This window comes from Bacteroidota bacterium, assembly GCA_020161395.1.
Taxonomy (GTDB): domain Bacteria; phylum Bacteroidota; class Ignavibacteria; order Ignavibacteriales; family Ignavibacteriaceae; genus UTCHB3.
Window position 1 is genome coordinate 1 of the sequence record JAIUOE010000016.1, and the last position, 20,158, is coordinate 20,158.

Annotated in this window: 19 protein-coding genes; 7 read left to right on the forward strand and 12 right to left on the reverse strand. The window is 40.4% G+C overall.

Annotated features, from left to right (window positions below; genetic code table 11):
• Positions 1-358: 358 nt before the first annotated feature.
• Positions 359-619, forward strand: a complete 261-nt coding sequence (rpsT, locus tag LCH52_16310; protein MCA0390054.1) for a 30S ribosomal protein S20 — start codon at positions 359-361, stop codon at positions 617-619.
• An 82-nt stretch (positions 620-701) separates the two neighbouring features.
• On the opposite strand, the gene LCH52_16315 is transcribed toward rpsT, so the two are convergent.
• Positions 702-1,856: a serine/threonine-protein phosphatase gene (locus LCH52_16315; GenBank protein ID MCA0390055.1), complete on the reverse strand. Its 1,155-nt coding sequence runs from the start codon at positions 1,854-1,856 to the stop codon at positions 702-704.
• 192 nt (positions 1,857-2,048) lie between these two features.
• Here LCH52_16315 and LCH52_16320 point away from each other — a divergent pair, with 192 nt between their 5' ends.
• Entirely contained in the window at positions 2,049-2,927 is an 879-nt protein-coding gene (locus LCH52_16320) for an SPFH domain-containing protein (GenBank protein MCA0390056.1), read from the forward strand.
• 1 nt (position 2,928) lies between these two features.
• Entirely contained in the window at positions 2,929-3,084 is a 156-nt protein-coding gene (locus LCH52_16325; protein ID MCA0390057.1) for a toxin-antitoxin system HicB family antitoxin, read from the forward strand.
• A gap of 62 nt (positions 3,085-3,146) precedes the next feature.
• Here the strand turns inward: LCH52_16325 and LCH52_16330 are convergent, their stop codons facing one another.
• The 3 genes from LCH52_16330 to LCH52_16340 all read right to left on the reverse strand — a co-directional run bounded on the left by LCH52_16330 (position 3,147) and on the right by LCH52_16340 (position 7,419).
• Positions 3,147-5,426 (reverse strand): PAS domain S-box protein, encoded by a 2,280-nt coding sequence (locus tag LCH52_16330; protein ID MCA0390058.1) that lies wholly within the window; start codon positions 5,424-5,426, stop codon positions 3,147-3,149.
• Between the two features lie 222 nt (positions 5,427-5,648).
• Positions 5,649-6,449 carry a cation transporter gene (locus tag LCH52_16335; protein ID MCA0390059.1) on the reverse strand — a complete coding sequence of 267 codons (801 nt, stop codon included), beginning with the start codon at positions 6,447-6,449 and terminating at the stop codon, positions 5,649-5,651.
• 55 nt (positions 6,450-6,504) lie between these two features.
• Entirely contained in the window at positions 6,505-7,419 is a 915-nt protein-coding gene (locus tag LCH52_16340; GenBank protein ID MCA0390060.1) for a hypothetical protein, read from the reverse strand.
• A 110-nt stretch (positions 7,420-7,529) separates the two neighbouring features.
• Here LCH52_16340 and LCH52_16345 point away from each other — a divergent pair, with 110 nt between their 5' ends.
• Complete coding sequence (locus LCH52_16345) at positions 7,530-7,874, forward strand: hypothetical protein (GenBank protein MCA0390061.1); 345 nt, start codon at positions 7,530-7,532, stop codon at positions 7,872-7,874.
• Positions 7,875-7,950: 76 nt separating this feature from the next.
• Here LCH52_16345 and LCH52_16350 read toward each other — a convergent pair whose 3' ends face one another.
• From LCH52_16350 to LCH52_16370, 5 genes are all read right to left on the reverse strand, one after another.
• Complete coding sequence (locus LCH52_16350) at positions 7,951-8,337, reverse strand: DUF4878 domain-containing protein (GenBank protein ID MCA0390062.1); 387 nt, start codon at positions 8,335-8,337, stop codon at positions 7,951-7,953.
• Positions 8,338-8,460: 123 nt separating this feature from the next.
• Positions 8,461-9,480, reverse strand: coding sequence for a hypothetical protein (locus LCH52_16355; protein MCA0390063.1), 1,020 nt, complete (start codon positions 9,478-9,480; stop codon positions 8,461-8,463).
• 178 nt (positions 9,481-9,658) lie between these two features.
• On the reverse strand, positions 9,659-10,579 hold the full coding sequence (locus LCH52_16360) for a hypothetical protein (protein MCA0390064.1): 921 nt from the start codon (positions 10,577-10,579) through the stop codon (positions 9,659-9,661).
• Entirely contained in the window at positions 10,576-11,136 is a 561-nt protein-coding gene (locus tag LCH52_16365) for a hypothetical protein (protein MCA0390065.1), read from the reverse strand. Before LCH52_16365 ends, LCH52_16360 begins: the two co-directional genes overlap by 4 nt.
• 209 nt (positions 11,137-11,345) lie before the next feature.
• Entirely contained in the window at positions 11,346-11,825 is a 480-nt protein-coding gene (locus LCH52_16370; GenBank protein MCA0390066.1) for a hypothetical protein, read from the reverse strand.
• 654 nt (positions 11,826-12,479) lie between these two features.
• Between LCH52_16370 and katG the strand changes: the two genes are divergently transcribed.
• Positions 12,480-14,678, forward strand: coding sequence for a catalase/peroxidase HPI (gene katG, locus LCH52_16375; protein MCA0390067.1), 2,199 nt, complete (start codon positions 12,480-12,482; stop codon positions 14,676-14,678).
• Between the two features lie 360 nt (positions 14,679-15,038).
• Positions 15,039-15,869, forward strand: coding sequence for a Fic family protein (locus LCH52_16380; protein ID MCA0390068.1), 831 nt, complete (start codon positions 15,039-15,041; stop codon positions 15,867-15,869).
• Between the two features lie 18 nt (positions 15,870-15,887).
• Here the strand turns inward: LCH52_16380 and LCH52_16385 are convergent, their stop codons facing one another.
• Positions 15,888-16,880 carry an alpha/beta hydrolase gene (locus tag LCH52_16385; protein ID MCA0390069.1) on the reverse strand — a complete coding sequence of 331 codons (993 nt, stop codon included), beginning with the start codon at positions 16,878-16,880 and terminating at the stop codon, positions 15,888-15,890.
• Positions 16,881-17,067: 187 nt separating this feature from the next.
• On the opposite strand from LCH52_16385, the gene LCH52_16390 reads away from it, so the two are divergent.
• Positions 17,068-18,213: an ATP-binding protein gene (locus LCH52_16390; GenBank protein MCA0390070.1), complete on the forward strand. Its 1,146-nt coding sequence runs from the start codon at positions 17,068-17,070 to the stop codon at positions 18,211-18,213.
• 413 nt (positions 18,214-18,626) lie between these two features.
• Here the strand turns inward: LCH52_16390 and LCH52_16395 are convergent, their stop codons facing one another.
• Positions 18,627-19,400, reverse strand: a complete 774-nt coding sequence (locus tag LCH52_16395) for a methyltransferase domain-containing protein (GenBank protein MCA0390071.1) — start codon at positions 19,398-19,400, stop codon at positions 18,627-18,629.
• Positions 19,401-19,521: 121 nt separating this feature from the next.
• Positions 19,522-20,076, reverse strand: coding sequence for a hypothetical protein (locus LCH52_16400; GenBank protein ID MCA0390072.1), 555 nt, complete (start codon positions 20,074-20,076; stop codon positions 19,522-19,524).
• Positions 20,077-20,158 lie beyond the last annotated feature (82 nt).

The window sequence follows — 20,158 nt, forward strand, 5'->3', positions numbered from 1 at the left end:
CTTGACACCCTCATGGAGATTCTATGTCCACCCTTTCGGTAACTAAGAGGACAAAGCGAATATATAAACGAAATTTGTGCAGAAAATGAAGAAAACTTGGGTGCTCCTATTGCTTTTTAACATAACACTTATGAATTATGATTTCGGATTACCCCGGGATTTTTAGAAATATACAACAGATTATTTAAAACAGCGTTTAAAGTACGGCTAAGGCTGCTCAAGGACGAAAACTCATAACTCAAAAGTCATAACTCATAATTAAAATATTCTTTTCTTGCACAATTTATTTATTTCAGTTATATTTGCAGACTAAATTTGAATTAACTCAAACAAACAAAAAGATTCCAAAAAGTTAACTATGGCAAACCACAGATCTGCTGAAAAGAGAATCAGACAAAGCGCAAGAAGACGCGACATCAACAAAGCTTCCATCTCCAAGATGAAAACTTTGGTCAAAAAGGTTCTTACCACCACAACTCTCGACGAAGCTACTGCTTTTTATAAAGAAGCTGTCGCTCATCTTGACAGAATCAGTGTTAAAGGAAGAATCCACAAAAACAACGCTTCCCGCAAAAAATCGAGATTGACTCTCCACATTAACAGCTTAACAAAAGCTTAATTGCCTAAGGAACTTCTGCGGTCACCGCAGAAGTTCATTCCGGGTTGTCTCCCTCTTCAATTTTGCAGGTTTCAAGGGATAGCTATACCCTTTTCACCGTAACCAGCGTCAGGTCGTCAACCGGCTTACCAAACTTTTCCACTTCCGATATTATTTTTGTCGTAATCGCCTCGCTCCCGAGATGTGAGTTGTCGATCAGCAATTGCTTCACCTTCTCCATTCCAAACATCTTTTTCCCTCCGGAAAATGTTTCAGTAACTCCATCAGTCAGCAACAGTATTATGTCGCCTTTTTCAGGTGCGATCCTCTCTTCCTTAAAATCGAATTCCTTCTTCACTCCGAAGGGTATCTGTTTTATCATCCCTTCCACAACTTCTCCCGTTGCAGCTTTGAAGTGAAGCAAAGGAAGGTGCCCGGCAACAGTAAAGTCGCAACCCCCCTCGGACAGTTTAAGTGATGAAGCAGTGATGAACATTTTCCTCTCCTTCATCGAATAAAGAGTTGAATTTATAAATCGATACGACTCTGCAAGATTGCAACTCCTGTCCAAATTGCTCCTCAGGGCACTTTTGAACATTCCCATCAAAAGTCCTGCGCTCACCCCATGACCCGATACATCTGCAACGGTTATTACAATTTCACCTTCGGAACCGGTATAAACATCAGACAGGTCACCGCCAACTTCCCCGGCAGGCTTCGCAAAACTGAAAATTTCATAACCGCCGGAGGTCATCGACACTTTGGGAACAAGTATGTCGTGCAGTTTCTTTGCGAGGTCTATTTCTGTTTTATATTTGAAGTGTTTATACCCTTCACCGTTTATAAATACAATGAATAACACATACCCCAGAACCATAAGGAAAAGAATCCCCAAAGCGTGAAACTGAAAATACGCCGGATTATTCAACTGTGTCGCCTCAGATGGCGTCTGAGTGCTGTTATAAAAGATCAAACCGAACTGGAATATTATTGACGGAACCAGAAATTTTAAATCCCTGATAAAACTGTGTGCATATAAAGCTCCGGTAAGTCCCGAGATAACGCAGTTAATCACGATCATCCAGTAAGATGATCTGCCCATTGACATCAGACTGGAGACAAATCCCAGTATTGAGAAAAGAAAGAAAATCGCGAACAGAAAAGTAAGGTATGACCGCCAGGGTAGGCTCTTAAAAAAAAGATTGTCTCTTCTCTGTCTCTTTAAATAGTTTTTTAACGACATATAACTCTCAGTCATCAATTATTCCGGTGATTTTAAAGACCAAAATAACAAGAATTTTTTTCAATTTAGAATATTAAACCATGATTTTTCACCGTCCATCCGTTTTTTTTCATTTACCTCTTGACTTTGGTTTTCGATTTTCACATATTTCCACCGTATCTTTTTGATATTATTTTGATATCATTTTAACTTATGGAGTCAGCAATGATAAAAGAAAAGGAAATCCGGACATCTAACGGATTCATTTATCTCTTCACATATATTTCACTGATACTGCTCGCAGCATTGGTATTAATCTACCGGGGTAACAACGCCTCAAATGATTACAGGGATGTATTTTATATAGTTCCTTCAATACTTGTGATAATCTTTTCTCTCATTATGATGGGGGGTCTCTACACAATTGAACCGAACAGCGCGGTTGTTCTCCTCCTTTTTGGTGAGTACAAAGGAACTGATCGCACAGAAGGTTTTCACTGGGCAAATCCCTTTTACACAAAGAAGAAACTTTCTTTGAGGACGAACAACTTTGACAGTCAAAAACTGAAAGTGAACGACAAAAAAGGGAATCCGATAGAAATTTCTGCGGTTGTCGTATGGCGAGTAAATGAAACAGCGGAAGCCCTCTTCGCCGTCGAAGACTACAAAACCTACACAATTGTTCAATCGGAGTCTGCCATCAGGCATATTGCCACAATTTATCCCTACGATTCCACAGAAGATGATCCGATAAGCCTCCGCTCCTCCCTCGATGAAATATCACAGGCACTCGGTAAGGAAATCCAGGAAAGAATTGCAGGTGCGGGTATCGTCATCGAGGAAGCCAGAATCAATCACCTTGCATACGCTCCGGAAATTGCTCATGCGATGCTTCAAAGACAACAGGCAGAAGCTGTTATCGCAGCAAGAACCAAGATTGTCGATGGTGCAGTGGGAATGGTGGAAATGGCATTGAAGAGATTGAGCGAGGAAAATGTAATCGAACTCGATGAAGAAAGAAAAGCTGCCATGGTGGGCAATCTGATGGTTGTGCTCTGCTCCGACAGGGCTGCTCAGCCGATTATCAATTCAGGTACTTTGTATTAAAATGGCAGAGAAAAAGCCGGTCATCCTTAGAATCGATCCAAAACTTTACAATGCCCTCAACGAATGGGCAAAGGATGAACTCCGCTCTGTCAATGCTCAAATTGAATACATTTTGAGAGAACAGGTAAAGAAAAGAACCGGGAAATCTGAAAAGTGAATTAAAGAAAATTGGGATCGGGGTTGTGAGATTTTGTTTACACTATTTCTCAACCCCCGGTTTTAATTTTTTTCCGGATTCATCCATCTCGAAACTTTTTCGTTCAGTGTCTGTCGGGAGAACGGTTTGGGCAGTATGTCGTCAAAACCCTGTCTTATGTACTCATCGTCATCTCCACCTTTAGTATAAACAGTACATGCAATCACAGGAGTACTTTCATATCCGGGAATTCTTCTGATCAGATTAACAGCTTCCAGCCCGGACATCCCGCCGCCCAAATTGATATCCAGAAGAACAAGTTCATAGTTCCTTTGCTTCATCATCTCCAAGGCAGATTCTGCGTCCCCCGCCAATTCCAGCACCATGGTCGAACCGAGCATCTTTTGGACTATATTAAACACAACCGGTTCATCTTCGACAAGAAGTATTAGACCCGATCCGGAACACTTCCTTGTGTTTACAGGTTCTGCCAATGAATAATCCTGTTTCCTCACGGTGAAAACTGCATCGAAAACCGTCCCTTCATTTTGAGTGCTCCTGACATCAATCCTTCCCCCCATTTTTTCGGCAAACATTTTGGAGAGTGTGAGTCCCAACCCGGAACCCTCAAAAGCCCTGTTGTATCCCTCACTTACCTGTCTGAATGCACTAAATATCAATGGAATTTTCTCTTCTGCGATTCCAATCCCCGTATCTGCAACCCGGACTTTAACCTCAAGCAACTCGTGCCCGTTTTCCGTTATCATCATTTCAGTATGAATTGAAAGACTGACTTCCCCTTTCATCGTGAATTTAATTGCATTATCCAGCAAATGGTAGATAATCCTGCTGAACATTTCCTCATCGAGAAGAGCATAAATAGTCTCTTCCGGAAGTAAGATATTATATCCAAGCCCTTTTACCCCGGCTTTTTCCCTGAAAATATTGAACTGATCCTGTGCAACGGCACAGACATTTATTACTGTGGTATTAACCGGTAGAAGTTTTGACTCCGCATGTGAGAGAGCAAGAATCGACTTGATTGTTTCCAACAGTCTGTTGGCGGAATATTCAATCTTTTCAGTCATCCCGCGAAGTTCTGAATCCTCCAGTTCTTCATTCAATATTTCGGCGAAACCGAGTATGGCTATAAGAGGGGTTCTGAGTTCATGACTCATATTTTGCAGAAAAGCAGATTTCAACCGGTTGGCTTCCTCGGCGGCGGCTTTGGAGAGTTCCAGTTGTTCGAGCATTTTCTTCCGGGTTGTAATATCCTCCTTCACAGCAACAAAGTGGGTTATTTCACCGGAATCGTCGGATACGGGAGCGATCACAGCATACTCCCAGTATAAATCACCATTCTTCCGTTTATTCAGCAGTTCTCCTCTCCAGATATTTCCCGCCAGAATCGTATTCCATAAATTTTCATATTCCGACCTTTCCATTCTCCCGGATTTAAACAGCTTTGGGTTTTCCCCTGATAATTCTTGTGAAGTGTAACCTGTAATTTGGCAATATCTGGAATTTACATAGATAATTCTTCCGAAGGTATCTGTAATAAATATCCCGGTGGGACTCTGCTCTACCGCTCTGTTGAGGAGTTGAAGCATTTTTTGAGCTTCCTTCTTCTCCGTGACATCATGTATAATGGAATGCAAACAGAGTCTGCCGTCGATTATCACCTTGCTGGAATAGACTTCCACCACCCTGCGTTCCCCGTTTTTCAATTTATGCACAAAAACAAAATATGACTGTTCCTCCAGTAATGATTTCTTCATGAGTGGCAAACAATCTTCCCCGAGTGAATTGATCTGAGTCATCCTTTTTTGTTTGAGTTCTGCCACGCTGTATCCGTAGAATCTGGCAGCAGATTCATTCGCTTCAACCACCTGCCCATCGGTTGGATCGAAAATTAACATTACTGCAACATTTTTTTCAAACAGCCCGCGGAAATTACTCTCCGACTGGATCAGTGCCTGCTCTTTCAGAATCAGACCGGTTACATCGGAAACCAAAACATGTCGTGCCGGACGGTTTCTGAATACAACTTCGTGTGAGATGATTTGGACATAAATGAGGGTACCGTCTTTTTTAAGATGTCTCCAGATACCTGCATTATTATAACTCTTTGTTGTGTTCGCAACATCCTCATGCAGTTTGGTTATGTCATCCTGGGGTCTGATATCAGAGAGTGTCATACTTAAAAACTCTTCACGGGAGTATCCATAGTTTGCAATCGCCGCATCATTGACGGCAAGAAACTGAAGGGTTTCCAGGTCATAAATCCACATCGTCTGAGGATTTGTATCGAACAGCAGACCTGTAGCCTTAATGTTTGGAGATTGTGTGGTAATTTTCTTCATATTAAATAATTTCGATTTTGAGGAAAAAGCACAATTAATAAAAATGCACTATTAGTCGAAATTGAAGAGATAGAAGGATTAAACAAAATATCTCGACGCCCGCTTGTTAAAATAATAAATAAACATTAAATAATTTATTAAATCTGATGAAAATTTCAACATTAATTTAATGAAAAATGATTGAAGGTATACTTAAATCAAAATCCACAAAGCAACTGATTCTCACCTCAATTTCAATATCCTTATCGCCCCCCGGAGTACCAGGTAAAAAACAACTGCACCAATTACAAGATCAGGGAATCGAGTGTCTGTCAAATGGACGAGGACGCCCGCGATAATCACCCCTATATTGGCGAGAACATCGTTTGATGTAAAAATTTTACTCGCCCTGATGTGAGCTTCATCGTTCTTTGACCTGTTGAGGATAATCAAAGAAGCACCGTTTCCCAGAAGTGCGAGAGATGAAACGACTATCATTCGAAGATATTCAGGTGTCTCCTCGGGATAAATAAACCTCCGCACCACCTCAAAAAATCCGAGTAGTGCAAGGATCAACTGAAGATATCCGCTGATTGAAGCTACTCTTTGCTTCCTGGATAGGTGTGAACCCACGGCTGCCAGTGCCATTCCGTAAACAATCGCATCGGCAAGCATGTCCAGACCATCGGCAACAAGCCCCATCGAATTTGAGAGGAAGCCGGCAACTGTTTCAAAGATGAAAAAGAAAAAATTAATGGCAAGAACCGTAATCAAAAGTTTTTTCTGGTGATGCTCATCATCCCCGTGCGATTCAAAGATCTCCTTGTCGGATGCTGCACTCTCTATCAGAACGGTATCGAGATCAAGTGATTCAAGTCTTGTGTAAATCTCTTCTGATTCCCCGGAATGCAGGACCGTCAGTTTTCTGTTTGCGAGATCAAACTCAAGATTTTTTATGCTTGTGATTCCTGAAAGTTTCATGCGGATCATCTGCTCCTCCGAGGGACAATCCATCTTTGCTATCTTATATGTGTCAATTTTCATGATTTTACATAATTCAGAAGTTTTTAGCGGCGGTATGGTTGTTTAACTTCTGTATTCAAAAGACAGGATAAAGTTTTAGAAACCTCATTGTGACCGTTTTATCCCCGTCTATAAAGTAAAATGAGAGCATCCCCTGTTCTGCGGAAGAACAAAAAACTTCGTCATCGGTTGTTTTGTTGTCCCGTTTCCAGGAAACCTTGTAATAATCCTTTTTCCCGGTTTTAATCATGTCTCCTTTGAATTCACCATCAAGCCAGTCGCTTTTGTGTAATGCCCCGGAATAATAGTAAAGCCGGTATTCCCTTTCATTCATTTTCTCGATACCGATTCGGAGTTTCCTGAAAAGTTCGTTGCTGCCCGGTTCCTTCATCAATTCATAGACACCTTCAATCTCCTTCGCTCCCTCTTTATCAAGTTTTTTTCTGAATTCTGTCTCTGTCAAGCCTGTGGTTCCCTTTATCAGTTGAGGGGCTCTGTCAGGATCGTAGGTTGCCCTCTTGTGGTTAAGCAGTTTTCGCCACTCTGTTAGCAGTGTCCGTTCAAGAGAAAAGTCAACTTTTACATTTCCCTTTCTTACAAACTTATAGAAAAGCCCGTTACAGTCGCTCACATGAATATAGATGCCGGATATTTCAAACCCGTCAGATACCCAGTTGAACCTGAAATTGACACTGGTGCAGGAAGTGGAGGCTTTTCTGCTGAGTTCATTCTTCTCCTCAGATGTAATGTAGCAGGGGTCAAGACCAAGTTCACCGAAATACTTTTTGAATGTTTTCACAAGTTCTCCCGATTTCCCCTGATCAATCACTGACTGGGTTTGCTCATCCATCTCCACCCATACGCTTTTAAATCCCGTTATGAAATCTTCGTACGAAAGTTTTGGATTGCTCTGTTCAGTTGGTTTGACTTTTTGCGGAATTATTGTTCCACAAATGAGTAAAATGAAAATCAGAAATATTACAGGTTTCATAGAAAGCAGGTTACGGATACGATTTTAGAAAAAGCATTTATAATTGTACCCCAATTTATTGAATTTTTTCTAGATTTGAGAATCTTTATTCCAGAATTAAAGGAAGACCCATGTTTGGAAATTTTATGAATGAAGCACTCAATCGCGGGATGCGGAAGGTAATACAACATTACATCGATCCCTATGGAGAAGTAACAGCTCTTTCAATTGACGACAGCACAAAGGAAATAAACGCAACTCTTCTGCTGAAAGGCGAATTGCAGACACTTGAAGTAAGAATAATCGGTTACAATTTCGTGAGAATGGGAGATAAAGGCTTCATGACCTTCCTTAATCTTTCCACTTCGCGGGAGTGGATGAATCTTGCGATGCGTGATTTTCCACCAAAGGAAATCAAGGAAAAGAAAGTGGAGATTCCCCCCTCTGCGGCAGTGATTTTAAATTTTTTGTTTTAGTAAAAAAGGAAAAAGGCTGCCTCAAAAAGGACAGCCTTGTTCAGTCCATACAGGTTAATAAAGGTTCCCTGATTACTCAATACAGACTTTCATATACCACCTTCCATGAGCCATCGATCTTCCTTAGTTCCAGGCGCTCATCATCCTCCCGCCCGCTCTTATAAACAATAAGCACCTTTAACGCGGCATTGTCAGCATTAATAATAACATCTTTAAACAGTATCTCTTTTATGCCGCCTTCATTCGCAAATTTTTGGCTGGCTGCTTCATTTTTCTCAGAGAATCTCTCATACTTGTGCTCTGAAAACTCTTTAAAATAGATAAGGTCAGAGGCACTTTTATCTTTTTTTTCAATTCTTTTTAAAAGTTCTTTTACCGCTCCTTCAGGTGACCTTGTTCCTGAACAGCCTACCAGAAAAAGAAACGATATCGCAATCGTAAGATTTGTTATTTTTGATTTCATATTTAGTCTCCGGTTTTGATAGTTAAGTTAAACTTGATATTAGCCACTCTTTCGCATCAAATTATCTTGACGATCAGAGCGATAATCAAAAAATCGATCAGGATGAGGAATATTAATTCCCAATCAAAATCCCGCTTGCCCATTCTGCCCGTCTTTTTTCTCTCTGTTTGGAGGTGAAAATTCGAATCCCTCGTTCATAAAAAAGCGATATGCTATCGAAATTGCCATTACACCCAACACAAAATGGGGCAGGAAATTAAGCAACACTTTGAATCCTGCAAGAAGAAGAGCAAGGAACACTTCAGCGACATGATCTTTAAATATTTCGGGCATTTTGATTACCAAATCAATCATGAATCCGATGACAGTCCCTATAAATAAACAGAAGAGGGACCAGATTAAATAATTGATATTTGCATCAGCATAGCTCTCATAAAATCTTACCGGTTTAATCAGATTGTAAATACTCCGGATTGATACAGTCAGCCCGAGTCCAATTGCCACAATATACATTATCCCCGAAAAAAACATATCAGCTTCGAACAGTTTGAACGGAATTTCAAGAAATGTGATACTCGTTTTATAACCATTCCTGCTGCCTGTGTCGTAGTCAACAGACAAAAACAACAAGAGAATAAAAAATACACCACCAATTCCTGCAAGCATGTTGGAAACCCTGGCGGTTTTAGGATCAGTCAGATTTTTATTACCAACATACATCAGGGTAACTGAAATCAAAAGAATCCATAATACCGTGGCGTAAGGCAGATTAGCATTATCCATGTAAATGAAAGCAGCAGGTTTCAGAGCAATGAAAAACATCATGAACACGGGAACGAGTATCCCTGAAATTAAAAGCTGCCTCCCTTTCATCAATGAGGGTGCGATAAGATATACAAGTCCAAGAATTAACGGCAGGAGAAAATAGATCTTTGATTGTTTCGCAATAAAATCATATTTGTCAGATTCACTGCTTTGCAACCTTAAAATGTTGGGTACAATCAATTTCCCGTCGGCATAAATGGGAAAAACAAATGAGATTATTAAAATGACTCCGGCAACCATGAGAATTTTTCTGAACTGTAATTCATTAAAATATGGTGACTCAGAGATGAAATCAGGATCAAAATCTGTGTTTTGCATAAGACACTCGATATTTAATTTTAGAAAAGTGAATAAAAAATTATTCAGAAATGCAGATGCCCCATACTCGGGGACACCCAATGAGGTTAATAGCAGGAAAAAACTGTGGCTCGGAAATCCAGTAAACTAATTTTGGGCAGGGCAAATTATTTTATAAAACCGGCATAAAACTTATTGGTTAGTCATCATCTCTCTCTTTTTTACTGTGGTCTTTTTTCTTTTTTTCTCCCTCATTTTTCTTCCCCTCACCGCCCTCAAGACCGTGTTTGTCACTTGACCGGTGGCAACGGACGCAATTCTTAAAGTCCGTTATTCCTTCTTTCAAATGCTTGGATGAAATTTTCGCCTCATTATGCTCGTGGCAGTTGTAGCAGGTGTATGTTTTAAAGTTCTGCCCCGATGTGTGGCAGTTCGAGCAGGTTGATGGATGATCTTTATCGAAAACAAAATACTTGGAATGGTCGAATGTTGAGGGCTTCCATCCTTTCGTATTGTGGCAGGCTGAACATGATTCACCGGCATTGAAATTAGCATGCATGTCATCTTTCGGCTTGTCTTTTTCGTGACACCGGTTACAGTTCTTGACATCGACTCCGTTCAAATCATGATTGAATTCCGCCTCTTTCCAGTTCGATGTGTTATGGCAGCTTCCGCATTCAACCTGAAGACTCGCGTGAAAATCATCTTTGGGCTTTTGATAGTCGTGACAGGCAGAGCACTTTTCTCTGACACCTGAGTTAATTATATCATGCGAGAATTTCTTTACGGCAAGGTTTTTCGACTCCCCTGTATGTTCTCTGTGACAAACCACACAGTCGATCTCTCTGATGTTTTTGTGCAGAAGAAGAGCCCGCTTGTTTTCCCTTGCAGGATGTGAAGCCGTAGCAGTTGTAACGCCAATTTGATCCTGTTTATGGCAGGCTATACATTTTTCTGTAACAGCCCCTTGAACAAGAGTATGGCAGGTCATACAGTCATCTTTCAGATTTTCATGTCCCTTGCTCAGGACACCCGGGTTGATTGAGTAGTAAGGAGACACAAAAAGCATCATGACGCCGAAAACCACAGCACCGATAAACCAGTAATATGTCCGCATCATCTCCAGCTCCACATCAAAAGAGTGCCGAAAATGTGGATAAGAGCCAGAGCCATGAAAATCATGTTCAACGGCATATGAACCTTCCGCCACTTCTGCATTTTATCGACAAGCAAAGCCTGAAACAACACTTCTTTGTCTATTTCTTCCTGTGTCATTTCCTTCGCCTTCATCTCAGCGATCCTCTCCTTCAGATCCTGCTTCACTTCGTTCAGGAGAAATTTCCCCGTCAATCCGCTGGCAACAACAATTATCATCGCAAAAAGTGCAGCCCAGGGAATGATCGCGTTGAAATGTATTCCACCATGAACTATTATGACAACTGCCCCGAGCCAGCCGAGGAATTCATGAAATGCGAGCAGTTTTTTGGGAACACCCGAGGTGATAATTTTTCTTTTACGCAATGAGTATGTAAACGAAACGATAATCAAAACTGTACCGGCAATTCCCAGATATCTCCCTACCTCTACCAGATTGAAGAGATGCAGCATGTAATCTATGAAAATGGAGATTGCTATCAGACCGGCAAATAAAAGTACAGATGGAACTATCCGTTTCATTAAAAATCAAATTTGTTCAAAAATCAAAATGAAAATAACAATTTCCGGAAAATGCACCAAATAGTTATACCAGTTATTATATTTATTATTTAGTCTAAATCTTAATAAAGAAGTCTGGCCCCTCTATCCGGTTTAAAACAAAAAACGGATGAACCATTCACAGGTCCATCCGTCAAAGATTTTGAAAATCTTAAGGTAAGAGAACTTGACTATTTCGCCGGCTGGATGCTGGTGAGAATGGTCGCGATATCATTGGAGTATTTAGTGATAATATCGTCAGTTCCCATCGCCCAGACGAGAAGTGAAATATTGGCAGCAGGTGTATCCAGTACACCAACGAAAAGCTGTGCGCCGTCTGCTGTGCCGGAAACCGAAATTGCGTTCATTCCGTTAACGACTTCATTTCTTGCGTCACCAAGTTTTATCTCTTTGAACTGACCCGCTAAAATCTGATCTGCTTCGCCAAGAGCTGCATCCAAAGCATCTACATGAAGGACTTTGAAATAGACAAAGAAACCACCTTCTGCAGGGGATGCTATCATCATTTTATCTGATGTCTCATACTGCCAGCCGGCGGGAAGTGTAACACTGACCTGTGCATCAGACTGGGTAAATGTTTCCTGTGCAAAATTTGTATTTGCGAAGAAAATGAACAATAAAAATGCGGAAAATGTTAATTTCTTTAACATAACGCCTCTTTCTTTGAATGTGATTAATTGATTATTGATTAAAAAATTTGCGGAGGTACCGCACAAATTGAAACTGATCTATCTATTAAATGTGTGTTTCTATATGCTTCTACATACGGAACAAATTATTGTTCCGGATAATTATTAAATATTCTTATTAATTTACTTCAGCATACCCGGTAAGTGACTAATATCACAAAATGATTAGCCTGGTCAAATTGAATTGAAAGTTAACCCCAACCCGAACGATAACTGTTTGCAGCAACAGATTATCCGGCATTATTAACATCACGATAATTTTCAACGCAAATATAGACTAAATCTAAATAATAATCAATAGGTATTAACACTTATTTTTGTTGTTTTATAATAAATTTTTATCTGTATCCGGCTGAATCTGATTTCCTTTCCACACCTCCTTCTGTTTTTATATGAAAGAAAGAATGTGTCCAGTCAGGAAACCGGGAAGTAACACTGACCAGCCTCAACGATGGAACTAAATTTCTTCATTTTATGTATTTTATAATAAGAGATTCGAGTGAATAACCGGGAACAAATCAACCGGTTGACTCTCAAAAAACATTAATAAACGGATGTTTTACGGTGCTTAAATGTTTATATTTAAACCGTAAATTATTTCAGAAAGGATTACATATGAGTGATAATTCACAAAGCGGAGGCAAGTGTCCATTTCCCCATTCCTCTGGAATTGGCGGAGGCGGCACACAGAATAAAGACTGGTGGCCCAACCGGTTGAACCTCAACATATTAAGACAGAATTCTCCCCTCACCAATCCGATGGATGAAGGATACGACTATAAAGAAGCCTTAAAGGATCTGGACTTTGAAGGGCTGAAAAAAGACCTTACCGCAATTATGACTGATTCTCAGGACTGGTGGCCAGCTGATTTCGGCCATTACGGACCATTTTTTATTCGTTTGTCATGGCATGCTGCCGGCACCTACAGAACGAGTGACGGAAGAGGCGGAGCTTCCGGTGGCTATCAGAGATTTGCACCCCTGAACAGTTGGCCCGATAACACAAACCTCGACAAGGCACGCAGACTGCTTTGGCCAGTTAAACAAAAATATGGCGGCAAAATCTCGTGGGCTGATCTGCTTGTCCTCGCCGGAAATGTAGCTCTCGAATCGATGGGATTCAAAACCTTCGGATTTGGTGCAGGAAGGGAAGATGCTTGGGAGCCGGACAGCAGTATCTACTGGGGCAAGGAAACCTCATGGCTTTCAGATGAAAAACGCTATTCAGGTAAAAGAGACCTCGAAAATCCTCTCGCCGCAGTTCAGATGGGACTTATCTATGTAAATCCCGAAGGTCCGGGTGGCAATCCCGATCCCGTTCTTGCTGCTCATGACATCAGAGATACATTTGCCCGCATGGCAATGAACGATGAAGAAACTGTTGCCCTGATTGCAGGTGGTCACTCGTTTGGTAAAGCTCACGGTGCAGGCGATCCTTCACTTATGGGACCTGAACCCGAAGCCGCAGATATCGAAGCACAGGGACTTGGCTGGCACAACAACTATGGTACAGGTAAAGGCGCACACACTACAACCGGTGGTCCTGAAGTAACATGGACAACCACTCCGGCACAGTGGAGCAACGATTTCTTCAAACACCTTTTTGAATACGAATATGAGCTCACCAAAAGCCCTGCCGGTGCTCAGCAATGGGTGGCAAAAAATGCAGAGCCTTCAATTCCCGATGCCCACGATCCATCAAAGAAACATCTCCCGACGATGTTGACAACAGATCTGTCGCTCAGATTCGATCCTGAATACGAGAAAATCTCAAGACGCTTCTACGAGAATCCGGATCAGTTTGCTGACGCTTTTGCCCGTGCATGGTTCAAACTCATTCACAGAGATATGGGTCCTAAAGCCTGCTACTTTGGACCGGAAGTACCTGCTGAAGACCTTATCTGGCAGGACCCAATCCCCGCAGTCGATCATAAATTAGTCGATTCCGCTGATATTTCAGACTTGAAGACTAAAATCCTTGCCTCCGGTCTTACGGTTTCCGAGCTCGTCTCCACCGCCTGGGCTTCTGCTTCCACTTTCCGTGGTTCAGATAAAAGAGGCGGTGCCAATGGTGCAAGAATCAGACTGGAGCCTCAGAAAAACTGGGCTGTGAACAATCCTGCACAACTTGCCAAGGTACTTGGTGTCCTCGAAGAGATCCAAAAAGAGTTCAACTCAACACAAAAAGACGGAAAGAAAATTTCACTCGCTGATTTGATCGTTCTCGCCGGATGTGCAGGTGTCGAAAAAGCTGCAAAAGATGCCGGACATGATGTTGCAGTTCCTTTCACACCAGGAAGAATGGATGCATCACATGAGCAGACCGATGCTGAATCCTTCTCGGTTCTCGAACCTTATGCCGACGGTTTCCGTAATTACCTTAAAGCTCCTTTTGCTGTTCCATCAGAGCACCTCCTTGTTGACAAAGCACAGCTCCTCACCCTCACAGCTCCTGAAATGACAGTACTGGTTGGTGGACTGCGTGCACTTCATGCCAATTATGACAATTCTGTAACAGGTGTTTTCACGAGTCGTCCCGGCGTCTTGACCAACGATTTCTTTGTAAATCTGCTGGCAATGGATACCGTCTGGACTGCAACAGATGAAGCAAAGGAAAAATTTGAAGGAAGAGACAGCAAGACAGGTAAAGTTAAATGGACAGCTACACGCGCCGACCTGGTTTTTGGTTCAAATTCCGAGCTAAGAGCAGTCGCAGAAGTATATGCAAGTTCCGATGGCAATGAAAAATTCGTTAAGGATTTCATCGCTGCCTGGAATAAAGTTATGAATCTCGACAGGTTCGATCTGAAATAACTGTCGAACTTCCATTACTTTAATGATTTCAAACGAGCCGTGGTAGTGATATCACGGCTTTTTTGTTTTATAGCAATGAAGAGATTTGATTTAGCGACCTGTTGGCAGGAGAATAACAAAAATATTGAGTAATTATTCTAAATAAATTTTGTAGCTTTTATAAACACTAATTCTTCTTTTTGGGTGGTGAATACCTGTGAGCCGAAGTATTAAACGGTTAAGAGTCTTGATTTGGAGATAATATGGCGGTTACACAAACTAAACTCATAGTATTTGTGAGAACAATAAATTCAGCGAAACCAAAAAAATTATTTAAACTCTTTAATTATATGGACAATAGTTTTTCAAGAATGAAATAATATGAGATCTGAAGTGACCAATTATACATTACAACCGGACTTAACGCTTGAAAAGAAGCTGAACCTTACCGATCAGTTGAAATATGAAATCGAAAGTAAAAAGCCAATTGAGGGCGATCTTTGGAAAACGGTAGAAGAAAAATTATTAATCGAATGGACTTATAATTCCAACGCCATTGAAGGCAGTACTTTAACGCTGGGAGAAACAATGTTTTTCCTAAAAAACGGACTCACAGTTGAGGGTAAACCGTTAAAGGATTTTATCGATGCCAGGAATCATGCTGAGGCTATTGAGTTTCTTTATGATGTCGTAAAGAAAAAGAGAGAAATATCAACTTCACTAATTAAAGAATTTAATGCATTTCTACTTTCCGGAATTAAATCGACCCCCGCGATAGATAACAATGGAAATAAAACGGATAAAAAAGCAACTCCCGGTGACTACAAATTATTACCAAACCATGTCTTACAAAGTGACGGTAGAATTCATAAATATGTTGAGCCCGTGCATGTTGCCTCTGAGATGGAATACCTCTGTAATTGGATAAAGGAAAATATAGATAATATTCACCCGGTAATTGTCGCCTCAGTCGCCCACTATAATATGGTGCGAATTCATCCGTTTGATGACGGGAATGGCAGAGGAGCCAGAATATTGATGAATCTGATATTAATCGAAAAAGGATTTCCACCGGCGATTATCAAAAATGAAAACAGGAGGAAATATATTGAGGCTCTTTCGGAAGCCGATAAAGGCAACCTGAATAAATTTACAGAATTTATAGCTGATGCCTGCATTGATACCCAAAAATCAGTTTTAGAGAATCTGTAGACACACAAACAGAAAAATTCAGTTTGGATTGGCTAATGAATTTTTCCTTTCAATCACATCGTTTTTTAACAAATGGATAAACCTCATCGGCTCCTCATGCATTGGAGAGTGGGCTGATGCATCGAAAGAATAAAATCCCCTTACAGGAGCATCGATATTCTTCAGATACTCACGGGATAGTTCGTAATTCACAGTAAAATCATGGATTCCCGAAAGAAAGTAAACCGGAATCGGAAGTTTTGGAAACTCAACAGGTAAATCGTGATTAAACAGTTCTTCGATAAGTTTTGTTTTATTCAGCAGAAACATTTTTGCCCGCCAGAGATTTATCCTTTCAGTTATTGTATAATGTTTTGAGGTCATAAAAGGAATAAAGACACCGGTTATTACCGACCTCATCCCTCGCATTGTACCAATCCCGAGTTCGTGCATTGTTTTGTCCCGAAGTGGCGATTTGAAGAATCTTATTATTTCTTCTTTCCCATTTTCCAAATTGTAACTTCCAAATTTTGAAATCATTGCCTTGTTACCTGCCTCAGTATATTTATCAAGCATGTACTTAAACGCAAGTTTCTCCGATTCCGACTGGTTTGTAATCTGAGCAACACCGATATAAGCCTCAAAGAGATCGGGAGCTTTTGCTGAAGTCAATATTCCGATCAGTGAACCCCATGAGTGACCCATCAGGTAAATTTTTTCTTTCCCAAATCTCTGCCTGAGATACTTTGTAATTTCAATCGCGTCCGTGACAATCCTCTCTATGCTCATCTCTTCGGGCAAAATTTCAGGGCTAAAGGAAATTCCGCCACCCGTTTGTTCCCAATAGCAAACTGTAAAATGCTGCTCCAGCCCCGTCGGGTATTGCTTCTCTAAAAAAAATGTGGGCATCCCGGGTCCACCGTGAAGAAAAAGGAGTACAGGATTATTGATACTTTCACCAACAATGAACATTCCCTGACGGGTATTACCAATGTTTATAAATATTTTCTCGTGAATTCTGATTTCTTCCATTGAAAGCTTGCCGATCGTAAAATTATAATTAAGGAACTGAAAAGTATAAAGAATCGTTATGATACTACTGAATAAACCGGAAATCGCATTTTTATATATAAATTTGGGATCATAATCGCATTTTTATATATAAATTTGGGATCATAATCGCATTTTTAGTAAATTGTATCTTAAAAATGAGAAATTTATGATAAACCGTTATATAGCTGACGACATTTCCAGCCGTTTCTTCAATGGCAAGGCAATTCTGATCTATGGCGCAAGGCAAACCGGCAAAAGTACACTGGTTGAATTAATGTTGAAAAACCGTAGTGAAAAAGTACTGAGAATAAACGGTGATGACACAGATGACAAAGCCCTGCTGGGAAGGGCTTCAAAGTCGATGCTAAAGTCGCTTGTTGCCGGATATGACATCCTGTTTATCGACGAGGCTCAGAAAATAAACGACATCGGGAATATAATAAAAATATTTACTGACCAGATAAAAGAAGTCCAGGTAATCGCGACAGGTTCATCCTCATTCGAACTTTTGGGTAAATCTTCTGAAAGCCTGACCGGCAGAAAATATGAATACACACTCTATCCTTTTATGTTCTCAGAACTTGTTGAGCATCATGGATTGCCCGCTGAAATGGCATTGCTAGAAAAACGGTTAATCTATGGATCATATCCCGAGGTTGCTGTAAATCAGGCTGACGCAATGGAAATAATCAAATTAATCTCCGGAAGTTATCTCTACAAAGACATTCTGATGATTGACAAGATTAGAAATTCAAATTTAATCGAAACTTTATTGAAGGCACTTACTCTTCAGGCAGGAAGTGAAGTTTCATTCAGTGAACTCTCCAGACTGACCGGTGCGGATAGAGGGACCATTGAGAAATACATCAAAATTCTTGAGGATGCTTTCATTATTTTTAGGCTCTCCGGATTCAGTCGAAATGTCAGAACAGAACTCAGAAAGAGTAAAAAATTCTATTTTTGGGACAACGGGGTCCGAAATGCAATAATTGGAAATTTCAACCCTCTTGAATCAAGAAGTGACACCGGAGCACTTTGGGAAAACTATATCGTCGCTGAAAGGTTGAAACTTCTACGATCGAAAAAAGAACTTGTATTCACTTACTTTTGGAGAACAACACTCCAGCAGGAAATCGATTTGATAGAAGAAAGACAAGGAAACTTTTCAGCTTTCGAAATGAAATTTAATCCCAAACAAAAAGGACTGATTTCACAAACCTTTCTCGATAACTATAAAATCTCCGAAACTGCGATTGTGAACAGAGAAAATTATCAGGGATTTCTCTATCCTGAGAGGTTTAAGGAGGGGTGATTTGTTCGGGCTATTTTAAGATGTTAGCTATGCTGAAGAAAGAAAATTGGTGACATCACATTTGAAGATCGTTCTGCAATTCTGGAAATATTTGATGACTTGCTTGATGTATATAAATATGTTTAAACAGAAAAAATTGGGGGGTTAAATAGATCGTGGTTAATTACCAAAAGTCGTGTGATTTATAGTTTATTCTGCTGTGTGATTTATAGTTTATTCTGCTGTGCGATTTATAGTTTATTGTGTTATTACATCAAACTTCTGAGAATGCAACACTATTCAAAAGGAGGATGTATTGGTCCCCAATCGATCCCCTTTAATTAAAAAAAACTGCAGCCTGTCTTGCAACAAATTGCCGTTTTTGGTAAAATAAGGAGTGCCGATTTTTAATCAACCACAACTAAATCAACAGATTAAATCTTCCTCCCGATAAAAAATGCATAACCATAGAATTCTTTGTATTTGTTATACATCTCCACTTCGTGCTTCATTTCATCAACCAGGTTTTTAGCATTCAGGTTACCAGGATGTTTTTTAAGGAATTCCTCCTGAATAACACTTTGAGGATCGTAAAAATTATCCAACCAGCAGTTTTCGTGAAGTGTGAATACTGCAACAGGAACATATCCGGCTTTTTGCATTACATTAACTTTATTGGAAATGGTGTCAATTTCCGGGTATGCAGCTTGCCAGTATCTGTCAATCTCTTCCGGTCTTGATTCAGTAAACCAGCAGGCTTCCGTAACAGCAAGATATCCTCCCTGTTTCAAAAACTTTTTCCACTCGTTCTCTCCTCTTTCGAAGCCAATGTTGTAGATTGCACCCTCTGACCAGATCAGGTCGAGTTCATTCTCATCGAATGGAAGATTTTCCATCGAACCGGCGATTCCTTTTACCCGATCCTGCAAATTCAGCTTCTCAGCATTCGAATTAAAAATTTCCACAAATGCGGGGAAAAGATCGATACCGGTAATATTCCCGGTACAGTTCTGAGCCAGGGTCATTGTTTGTCCCCCCGTTCCACAACCGATATCCGCAATCCTGGAATCTTTATTAAGATTCTCTATGAAGCTAAGGGCTTTAAGTGTAGCTTCAGGACTTCCGGGTCCCTGTCTCTCTATATTTGAAAAGTATTCACAGATCAAATTAAAGTCGAAATCGTGTATGGATTTATCTTCGTTACTCATGGTGTTTTGAGATTAGGTTATTTCTCCACCGAAAGCCAGTGGTGCGGATACTCTTCAGAGGTGAAGATATCCATAGTAATTTGCAGTGTTAATTTAGTATTTTATCAATGAACCACAAACCTTATCTACTCATTAATAGGAACATCATCCCGCCCATCATAACCACACCGCCTATCATATATGGCATATAACCCATTATTCCGGAGTGTTCACCGTGATGATCCATCATGGCTTGCTGTTCAATGAATATTTCTATCGGGATTTGAAAATGCTCGCCATTAATGGAGAGAATTTTAAAACCGATGAGTTTTGAATCTTCATTTTCAAATTTATACGAAACGGAATATTCACCGGTTAGATTCTGATTAAGTTTTGTTTGCGAAAACTCACCTTGTTTGTTTTCGTCACCTGTTATAAACCAAACTTCCGCTGAATCAATGATTTGTTTCGTTTCCCGGTTAATTATGTTAAGTGTATAGTTGATTTGTCCGTTTAATTCAGGTGAAGGAAATTCTGCTACAAGGCTGTAATTCGAAACAAGTACCTCCTTGATTCCGGGATTCATCCGTGAATTTTTGTTCCCGTGACTACCATGCTCCATGCCTCCCATCATTCCCATCATGCATCCTTCAAAAAGCAAGGATGTAATTACAATTAACAGAATTATCGTTTTCATTTGGGTTTTCCTTTGGGTTACAGATATCCTAATTGATGCTCGATTATTATCCGGTATGTCCAATATCGTATCTTGTGATTCA